The 350-nt window shown below is 71.7% G+C and carries 1 protein-coding gene; it reads left to right on the top strand.

Translation table 11 applies throughout. The features are described 5' to 3' along the window. Positions 1 to 350, top strand: a 350-nt coding sequence (locus EXE44_RS18660; RefSeq protein ID WP_137718093.1) for a Gfo/Idh/MocA family oxidoreductase, incomplete at both ends; no start/stop codon positions are given.

Genomic DNA, 350 nt, shown 5'->3' with positions numbered 1-350 from the left:
TGGGCGCCCACCACGCCCGCGTGTACGCCGGGTCGTCCGCGGTCGACCTGGTCGGCGTCGCCGACGACGACTGGGACCGGGCGAAAGAGATCGCCGAGAAACACGGGACGCGGGCGCTCAATCGGGGGACGCTGCTTCAGGCGGTCGACGCCGTCTCGGTGGTCGTGCCCACGCAGTTCCACGCGTCGGTCGTGCGGGAGGCGCTGGAGGCCGACACGCACGTCCTCGTCGAGAAGCCGTTCGTCGACGACATTGCGACCGGCCGGGAGCTGATCTCGCTCGCCGACCGGAAGGACCTCCGGCTGCAGGTCGGCCACATCGAGCGGTTCAACCCGGCGGTGCGGGCCCTC

Source organism: Halorubrum sp. SS7 (assembly GCF_005435055.1).
Lineage (GTDB): Archaea > Halobacteriota > Halobacteria > Halobacteriales > Haloferacaceae > Halorubrum > Halorubrum salinarum.
Note: the sequence above shows the minus strand (reverse complement) of the source record. Positions and strands in the feature narration are given on the sequence as shown.